Genomic DNA, 9,485 nt, shown 5'->3' with positions numbered 1-9,485 from the left:
TCATTTCGCAAAACCCCTATCTGCGCATGCAGGTAGGGGTTTTGTCTTTGGGCTGAAAAAACTTACGTATCAGCGTCGGTGTCGTCAAACGAGCAACCGCCATTGAGCAGCAGGTGTGAGCGCGCGACTTCTATGCCTTGGAGCATTAAATACCCCGCACCAACGCTTCCACACCTTGCTACGGCCCCACCGCCCTTGACCCGCGCCGTGATATCGTTCCTGCCCAAGTCAACGCGCCCCAAAGAGACCTGCCGATGTCCAGTACCCACCTCCAGCCTGGCTTCATGATCGTCCATGGCAATCGTCCCGACGACCTGCGCAGCCTGGTGGTGAGCTGGATGCGCCGTTACCCCCTGGCGCCTCTAGAGAACGAAATCGCGCTGGTTCAGAGCAATGGTATCGCCCAATGGCTCAAGCTCGCCTTGGCCGAAGACCCCCTTGAAGATGACCAGGGCGGTTGTGGCATTGCCGCTGCCATCGAGATGCAGCTCCCGGGTAGTTTCATGTGGCAGCTGTACCGCACCGTGTTGGGCCGCGATCAGATACCGGAAGTGTCGCTGCTCGACAAGGCACCGCTCACCTGGCGCTTGATGCGCCTACTACCCGAGCTGATCGAGCGGCCGCACTTCGAGCCGTTGCGGCGTTTTCTCACTGACGACAGCGATCTGCGCAAACGCTATCAGCTCGCCGAGCGCCTGGCCGACCTGTTCGACCAATATCAGGTCTACCGCGCCGACTGGTTGAAAGAGTGGGCCGCAGGACGGCATGTGCTCAATACTGCCCGCAGCGAACGCAAGCCATTGCCTGTCGATAACTGCTGGCAGGCAGAGCTGTGGCGTGCATTGCTTGAGGACGTAGGCGAGGAGGGCATGGCCCAGAGCCGTGCCGGCGTCCACCAGCGGTTCATGGCCTGTATCGACGACCTGAAGCAGGCCCCGGCAAACCTGCCTGCGCGGGTCATCGTGTTCGGTATCTCCTCGCTGCCGGCCCAGACGCTCGAAGCGCTGGCCGGTCTCGCCCGTTTCAGCCAGGTGCTGTTATGCGTGCACAATCCTTGTCGCCATCACTGGGCCGATATCGTGGCCGACAAGGACTTGCTGCGGCACCAATACAAGCGTCAGCAACGCCGGCCCGGCATGCCATTGGAACTCGATGACCAGTCACTGCACCAACACGCGCATCCCCTGTTGGCAGCCTGGGGCAAGCAAGGCCGCGACTACATCAATCTGCTCGACAGCTACGACGACCCAGGAAGTTACCAGGGTGTCTTCAGCGATGGACGCATCGACCTGTTCACCGAAGGCTCACCCGTAACGCTGCTCAACCAGCTACAGGACGACATCCTTCAATTGCGCCCGCTGGCCGAATCCCGTGAGCAGTGGCCGCCGGTCAATGCACGTCGCGACCGTTCGGTGCGCTTTCACGTTGCGCACAGCCCGCAACGGGAAGTCGAGATTCTCCACGATCAGTTGTTGGCTCGCTTCAGCGCAGATCCCACACTGCGTCCGCGCGACGTGATCGTCATGTTGCCCGATGTCGATAGCTACGCACCGCACATTCGGGCCGTCTTCGGCCAGGTGCAGCGTAAAGACCCTCGCTACATCCCGTTTACCTTGACCGACCAGGGCCAGCGTGGCCGCGAGCCGCTGCTGATCGCCCTGGAGCACCTGCTCAAACTTCCCGAAAGCCGCTTTGCCGTCAGCGAAGTGCTGGACCTGCTGGACGTGCCGGCAGTACGGGCTCGGTTTGGCATTCGCGAAGGCGACTTGCCCACCCTACACCGCTGGATCGAAGGGGCCGGCATTCGCTGGGGGCTCAATGCCGAGCAACGGGCCAGCCTGGGCTTGCCGGAAGGGCTCGAGCAGAACTCCTGGCGCTTTGGTTTGCGGCGGATGTTGCTGGGGTATGCCGTGGGTGTGGGTGATGCCTGCGATGGCATCGAGCCTTATGACGAGATAGGCGGGCTGGACGCTGCGCTGATTGGCCCGCTTGTCGCGTTGCTCGATGCGCTGGAAGTGGCGTGCCAAACCTTGTCATCCCCGGCCAACGCCGGCGAGTGGAGCGAACGCCTCAATGCCTTGCTGCACGTCTTCTTCCTGGCCGAGGATGAGCAGGATGAATTCTTGCTGATCCAGTTGCAGGACCTGCGCGAATCGTGGCTGGATGTCTGCGAAACCGTGGACCTGCAAGATCCACTGCCCCTTACGGTGGTGCGCGAGGCCTGGCTGTCGGGCCTGGATCAAGGCAAATTGTCCCAGCGCTTTCTGGCAGGCTCGGTGAATTTCTGTACCCTCATGCCCATGCGGGCCATCCCGTTTCGCGTGGTCTGCCTGCTGGGCATGAACGACGGTGACTATCCACGCGCGCAGCCACCGCTGGATTTCGACCTGATGGCCACCGACTATCGCCCAGGTGATCGTTCGCGTCGGGAAGATGATCGCTACCTGTTGCTCGAAGCCGTATTGTCGGCCCAGGACCAGCTCTACGTGAGCTGGGTGGGCCGCAGTATCCGCGACAACAGCGAGCGTCCTGCCTCGGTACTGATCGGCCAGCTTCGCGATCACATCGCTGCGGGATGGCAACTGGCCGATGCGCAAGCCGACACCAAACACGATCCGGGCCAGCAACTGCTTCACGCCCTGACCCAGGAACACCCGTTGCAGCCGTTCAGCCTGCGCTATTTCGAACAAGGCAGCGTGCTGTTCAGTTACGCGCACGAGTGGCAAGTGCTACACCAGGCCCACAGCGACGACCCTCACGACCTGTCCGAGCTGACGCCCTACCAGGATGATGAGCCGCTGACATTGAACCAGCTGGCCGATTTTCTCAGGCACCCAGTGCGGCACTTCTTCAGTCAGCGGCTCAAGGTCTACTTCGAAGCGCTCGAAGCGCCCACGCCGGACGAAGAGCCGTTCGTACTCGACGCCTTGCAACGTTATGGCGCAAGTGAAGCATTACTCAGCGCAGCCTTGAGCGCACCCGAGGATGCCCCGCGTGCCCTGCATCAGCAAGCACGCCGCCTGCAGGCCCAGGGCCTGTTGCCCTTGGCCGGTTTTGGCGAGCTCTTGCAGCACGACCTCATCGAGCCGCTGCCTGACTTGCTGCAACGCCATGGGCAGTTGCTCGAACGCTGGCCGCGACAGGTTGAGGGCGCACTGCCGGTGCATTTCGAGCACGGTCCTCATCGGCTGGAGGGCTGGCTGGGCCGCGTGTTCCAAGGCGATGACCAGAGCGTGCTGAGCATCACCACGGTCCCCAACACCATCAGTGCAGGGCGCAACAGCCTCAAATGGCATCGCCTCATCGCGCCATGGGTGACACACCTTGCCGCCTGCGCCGCAGGTTATGCCTATCACACTGCGCTGGTAGCCAGTGACGTGACCCTGCTACTGGCGCCAGTCGGCCAGCAAGCGGCAGCCCAGCTGTTGGGAGAACTGCTGGTGGCACGCCAGGCGGGCATGTGTGCACCGCTGCCAGTGGCGCCTAAGACGGCATTCGCCTGGCTCGCCCAGGACGAGCCGGACAAAGCCATGGCTGCCGCTGCCCGTGCTTACGAAGGCGACGAACGCACTGGTGCCGGCGAGCGCGGTGAAAGCGTTGCCCTGGCCCGGCAGTTCCGCGATTTCGCCGCGCTCACGGCCGACGAAACCTTCGAGGGATGGTGCGAGGCCTTGTACCGCCCCCTGTTCAACGCCCCCTGGCAAACCCTGGGCAACCCGGAGAAAAACGCATGACCCAGGCTCGGCCATTGGCCCTGAATTTCCCCTTGCATGGCAGTCAGCTGATCGAGGCCAGCGCGGGAACCGGCAAGACATTCACCATTTCGGCCTTGTACCTGCGCCTTATCCTCGGCCATGGTGGCGAGCGGGGTTTCGAACGAGAGCTGCTGCCGCCGCAGATTCTGGTGGTCACGTTCACCGACGCTGCCACCAAGGAGTTGCGCGAGCGTATCCGGACTCGGTTGGCCGAGGCGGCGCGGTTTTTCCGCGGTGAACTCCAAGCCGTCGACCCGCTGCTGGCGCAACTGCGTGACGATTATCCAGAGCACGCTTGGCCAAGCAGCGCCGCCCGGCTGGAAACGGCTGTGCAGTGGATGGACGAGGCTGCGGTATCGACCATTCATGGCTGGTGCCAGCGCATGCTGCGTGAGCACGCATTCGACAGCGGTAGCCTGTTCACCCAGACCCTCGAAACCGACCACAGTGAACTGCTGGGGCAGGTGGTGCGCGATTACTGGCGGCGTTTCTGCTACGGCATGCAAAGCCAGGCCCTGGCGTGGGTACGCAGCCATTGGGTCAGCCCTGCTGCGCTCTTGCCCCGCATTCGCCCGTTGTTTGGCAGGGTGCGTGCCGCCCACCAAGGGCCTGAGCCCGAGACATTGATCCTTGAGGCGTTGCAGGCCCGCGATGAGCAGTTGGCCCGGCTCAAGAGGCCCTGGGCTGCCTGGGCACCGGAGCTGCGACAGCTCTGTCGCGACGCCGTGGCCGCCAAGCACGTGGATGGCAGGAAGATGCAGGCCCGCTATTTCGAACCCTGGTTCGACAAGTTGTGCCTGTGGTGCAACGACGAGCAGTGCGTAGAACTTGACCTGGGCACGGGCTTCACCCGTTTGACCCCTGCGGGCTTGGCCGAGGCCTGGAAAGTCGGCGAGCCGCCAGCGCACCCTGCACTCGATGCCATGCAAACCCTGCAACAGGACCTGCAGGGCCTGGCCAGCCCGGATGCAGCGCTGCTCGAACATGCCGCCAGTTGGGTTTCGGCGCAGTTCGAAGTGGAGAAGCGGCGCCGCGCGGAAATGGGCTTTGATGACATGCTCCTGCGGTTGCAGCAGGCACTGCACAGCGAGGCAGGCGAGCGTCTGGCCGGATTGATCCGCGAGCAGTTCCCGGTGGCGATGATCGATGAATTCCAGGACACCGATCCGGTCCAGTACGGCATCTTCGAACGCATCTACCGCATCGGCGAGAACCACGGCGACACCGGCCTGTTCATGATCGGCGACCCCAAGCAGGCGATCTACGCCTTCCGCGGTGCCGATATCTACACCTACCTCGCTGCCCGGCGCGCGACCCAAGGGCGCTTGCACAGCCTGGACACCAACTACCGCTCCAGCGAAGGCATGGTCGCGGCGGTCAACCAAGTGTTCCAGCAAGCCGAGGCGCGTCCCGGCGGGCGTGGCGCCTTCCTCTTTCGGGAGGCGCACGACAACCCTCTGCCCTTCGTTGCCGTGCGCGCCCAGGGCCGCAGCGAGCAACTGATGCTTCAAGGGCAACCCTGCGTCCCACTTCAGTGCTGGCAACTACCCAGCGACGAGCCGGTTTCGGTGGGCGTTTACCGGCAGCAGATGGCCGCCAGTTGCGCGAGCCACATCGTGGGCCTGCTCAACGCCAGTCAACGCGGCGCGGCAGGCTTTGCGCACGCCAATGGCCAATTGCGCCCGTGCCTGCCCTCGGACATCGCCATCCTGGTGCGCGATGGCCACGAGGCGCAACGCGTCCGCACGGAGCTCGCTGCCCGAGGCGTGCGCAGCGTCTACCTTTCCGACAAGGACTCGGTGTTCGCCGCCCAGGAAGCCCATGACCTGCTGGCCTGGCTCAAAGCCTGCGCAGAGCCGGACTCCGAGCGTCTGCTCAAGGCGGCGTTGGCCAGCTTGACGCTCGACCTGTCGCTGCCGGCGCTTGATCGCCTGAACCAGGACGAACGGGTGTGGGAAAGCTGGGTGATGCGGTTTCGCGCCTACCGCGACACGTGGCAGCGCCAGGGTGTACTGCCCATGCTGCGCCAGTTGCTGCATGACTTCGAACTGCCGCGAACGCTCATTCGCCGCACGGACGGCGAGCGAGTGCTCACCAACCTGTTGCACCTGGCCGAGTTGCTCCAGCAGGCCGCTGGCGAGCTGGACGGTGAACAGGCGCTGATCCGGCACCTGGCCGATCATCTGGCCAGTTCAGGCCAGGCTGGCGAGGAGCAGATCCTGCGCCTGGAGAGTGACGAGCAGCTGGTCAAGGTGGTGACCATCCACAAGTCCAAGGGCCTGGAATACCCCTTGGTGTATCTCCCGTTCATCTGCTCCAGCAAACCGGTGGACGGTAGCCGCCTGCCGCTCGCCTGGCATGACAGCCAAGGCAATGCGCACTTGACCCTGACGCCGGACGCCACACAGATCGAGCGCGCCGATGACGAACGTTTGGCCGAAGACTTGCGCCTGTTGTATGTGGCGCTTACCCGTGCCCAGCACGCCTGCTGGCTGGGGGTAGCCGACCTCAAGCGCGGGAATCACAAGCGCTCGAACCTGCATCGCTCGGCGCTCGGCTACCTGCTGGGCGGCGGCGCTGAGCTTGCCGACTCCAAGCAACTGGCAGACTGGTTGCAAGCACTGGCCGATACCAGCGCGCACATTACCTGCCCAGGGCTTCCGGAGGCGGACCGGGCGGCCTACCAGACACCGCAGTTGCAGCATCAGCTGGTTCCAGCCCGTATGCCCCGCCGCGCGGCGGCCGAACAGTGGTGGATCGCTTCTTACAGCGCCCTGCGGATCGGCGAACAGGCGCTGGGCGTCGACAGTTCCCTGGCGCAACAACTGCTCGATGATGAGCGCGTCGATACCCAGGTTCTGCGCGAGGTCCCGGCCGACAGCGGAGACATCCACCGTTTCCCGCGCGGTCCCAACCCCGGCACGTTCCTTCACGGGTTGCTGGAGTGGGCCGGGCGCGAAGGCTTTGCCCAGGTGCGCGACAACCCGCCAGCGCTGGCCCGCACCGTAGGCCAGCGCTGTAACCGGCGCGGCTGGGAGGGCTGGATACCGACGCTGACCCAGTGGCTCACAGGCCTGCTCGACACACCGATGCCAGTGGCGCAAAACGGCCTGACCGTGACCCTCAGCCAGCTCACCCACTATCAGGTCGAGATGGAGTTCTGGTTTGCCAGTCACCAGGTCGATGCCCAGCAGCTCGACCGCCTGGTGGCCCACTACACCCATCCAGGGCTACTGCGCCCAGCCGCACAGCCGACGCTGCTCAACGGCATGTTCAAGGGCTTCATCGACCTGGCGTTCGAGCTGCAGGGGCGCTACTACGTGACCGATTACAAATCCAACTGGTTGGGCCCGGACATCCAGGCGTATGACCCTGCCGCGATGCAGCGAGCCATCCTCGAGCATCGTTACGACCTGCAGTACGTGCTGTACCTGTTGGCCCTGCACCGACAGCTGCGCGCCCGCCTGCCGGACTATGACTACGACCTTCATGTCGGCGGGGCACTTTTCATTTTCCTGCGAGGGGCCAACGGCAGCGGGCATGGCATTTATCACGCCAAGCCCCCGCGCGAGCTGATCGAAACCCTCGATGCGTTGTTTCGCGGCGAGCACGCGCCTGCTGCGCATGACCTGTTTGCCGGAGACGCCCCATGAGCCGAAGCCTCCTCGACCTGCTGCCCACCCCCCTGCAAGCCGAGCACCTGCTGGCCTTGGCCCCTCAACACCGCAGCAGTGACCTGCTGCAACTGCTCGATCGCTGGGTCGAACGCGGTTGGTTGCGGGCGCTGGACCGTGCTTTCGTGTCATTTCTGGAGACGCTTGCGCCGGGCAGCGACCCGCTGTTGCTGTTAGCCGCCGCCCTTGCCAGCCATCAACTGGGGCATGGGCACGTCTGCCTGGACTTGCAGCAGACCTTGGCCGAACCTGACTTCGCGCTCTCGTTACCGCCTGAGGGTGATGCATTGACCGGCCCGCTGCTGTTGCCCTCCCAGCTGCTGGCCGGCCTTGACCTGGACGCCTGGCGCCAGCGCATTGCCGCAAGCCCGCTGGTGGCAGCCGCCGATGCGCCCGGGCAGCACACACGGCCTTTGGTCCTCAGCGGCGAACGCCTCTACCTGCGCCGCTACTGGAGTTATGAACGACGCATCGACAGCACCTTGCGCCAACGCCTGACCCAGGCCGACGCCGTACCCCCAGACCTGTCGGCGCGTCTGGACGCCCTGTTCGAGGGTGGCAGCCTCGCAGGGCAGGTGGACTGGCAGAAGCTTGCCTGCGCCCTGGCCACGCGCGCCGGGTTCAGCATCATCACCGGTGGGCCTGGTACCGGCAAGACCACCACCGTGGTACGCCTGCTTGCCTTGCTCCAGGCCCCGGCAGTGGAAGCGGGCAGGCCGTTGCGCATCCGCCTGGCGGCGCCCACGGGCAAGGCCGCTGCTCGCCTGACCGAATCCATTGGCCAGCAAGTCGAGCGTCTGCAGGTCAGCAGCACCGTGCGTGGCCATATCCCCACTGAAGTCAGTACCGTGCACCGCCTGCTCGGCAGCCGTCCAGGCTCGCGACATTTCCGTCACAATGCCGCCAACCCGCTGCCCCTGGACGTACTGGTGGTCGATGAAGCCTCGATGATCGACCTGGAGATGATGGCCAACCTGCTCGATGCCATGCCGCCAAAGGCACGGCTGGTGCTGCTGGGTGACAAGGATCAGCTGGCCTCGGTGGAGGCCGGTGCGGTGCTGGGTGATTTGTGCCGGGATGCCGAGCAGGGCCGCTACTCCCCTGCGACCCAAGCATGGCTGGAGCATATCGGCGGGCAATCGCTGTCTGAAAGCGGTCTTGAGCCAGGTGATGAACAGCGCCACCCACTGGCTCAGCAAGTGGTCATGCTGCGCTTTTCCCGGCGCTTCGGCGAAGGCAGCGGCATCGGCCAGCTCGCCCGGTTGGTCAACCGCCAGCAAAGCCATGCGGCGCGCAACCTGCTAACCATGCCGCCGCCCGACGTCCACAGCCTGGCCCTGAAACAGGAGCATGACCGCGCCTTCGATCGCCTGCTGCTCGACGGCCTGGACCGCGGCGCAGAAGGCCCCCAGGGCTATCGCAGCTACCTGCGTACACTGGGCAGCCAGCGTCCGGCGCTGGATACACCCTTCGACGACCCTGCATGGGAGCGCTGGGCTGCCAAGGTCTTGCACAGTTTCGAGGATTTCCAGCTGTTGTGCGCCGTGCGCCGCGGCGCCTGGGGCGTTGAAGGGTTGAACGAGCGCGTGGCGCGGGTGCTGCACAACGCCCGCCTGATCGACAGCCAGCAGCCTTGGTACGAGGGCCGCCCGGTGTTGGTCACGCGCAACGACTATGGGCTGGGTTTGATGAACGGCGACATCGGCATCGCCCTGTGCCTGCCGGACGAACAGGGCAAGCCATTGCTGCGCGTGGCCTTTCCCCGCAACGATGGCAAGGGTGGCGTACGCTTTGTGCTGCCCAGCCGCTTGAACGAGGTGGAAACCGTGTTCGCCATGACCGTGCACAAATCCCAGGGCTCGGAATTCGGCCATACCGCACTGGTCCTGCCCGACGCACTCAATCCGGTGCTGACCAAGGAGCTGATCTACACCGGCATCACCCGTGCCAAGCACTGCTTCAGCCTGGTCGAACCTCGCCAGGGCATCTTCGAGGAAGCCGTGGAGCGCAAGGTTCGACGTATCTCGGGGTTGATGCTCGAGCAGGTGTGAGGGCG

The 9,485-nt window shown here is 64.4% G+C and carries 3 protein-coding genes; all 3 read left to right on the top strand.

All coding sequences use genetic code 11. The annotated features are described in order from the left end of the window. Positions 1-254 precede the first annotated feature (254 nt). The 3 genes from recC to recD are packed head-to-tail and all read left to right on the top strand — an operon-like array spanning position 255 to position 9,480. Positions 255-3,734 (top strand): exodeoxyribonuclease V subunit gamma, encoded by a 3,480-nt coding sequence (recC, locus tag ACK59L_RS09020; RefSeq protein ID WP_409273100.1) that lies wholly within the window; start codon positions 255-257, stop codon positions 3,732-3,734. After that, positions 3,731-7,408 carry an exodeoxyribonuclease V subunit beta gene (gene recB / locus ACK59L_RS09015; RefSeq protein WP_409273098.1) on the top strand — a complete coding sequence of 1,226 codons (3,678 nt, stop codon included), beginning with the start codon at positions 3,731-3,733 and terminating at the stop codon, positions 7,406-7,408. The genes recC and recB overlap by 4 nt, the downstream gene beginning before the upstream one ends. Further along, positions 7,405-9,480, top strand: coding sequence for an exodeoxyribonuclease V subunit alpha (gene recD, locus ACK59L_RS09010; protein WP_409273096.1), 2,076 nt, complete (start codon positions 7,405-7,407; stop codon positions 9,478-9,480). The genes recB and recD overlap by 4 nt, the downstream gene beginning before the upstream one ends. Positions 9,481-9,485: the final 5 nt, after the last annotated feature.

This window comes from Pseudomonas sp. KCJK9111 (assembly GCF_046231935.1).
Classification (GTDB): Bacteria; Pseudomonadota; Gammaproteobacteria; order Pseudomonadales; family Pseudomonadaceae; genus Aquipseudomonas; species Aquipseudomonas parafulva_B.
Note: the sequence above shows the minus strand (reverse complement) of the source record. Positions and strands in the feature narration are given on the sequence as shown.

Bases quoted from the DNA above. Each gene is read 5' to 3' on its own strand.
- recB (WP_409273098.1), top strand. From the start codon at position 3,731: ATGACCCAGGCTCGGCCATTGGCCCTGAATTTCCCCTTGCATGGCAGT.
- recD (WP_409273096.1), top strand. From the start codon at position 7,405: ATGAGCCGAAGCCTCCTCGACCTGCTGCCCACCCCCCTGCAAGCCGAG.
- recC (WP_409273100.1), top strand. From the start codon at position 255: ATGTCCAGTACCCACCTCCAGCCTGGCTTCATGATCGTCCATGGCAAT.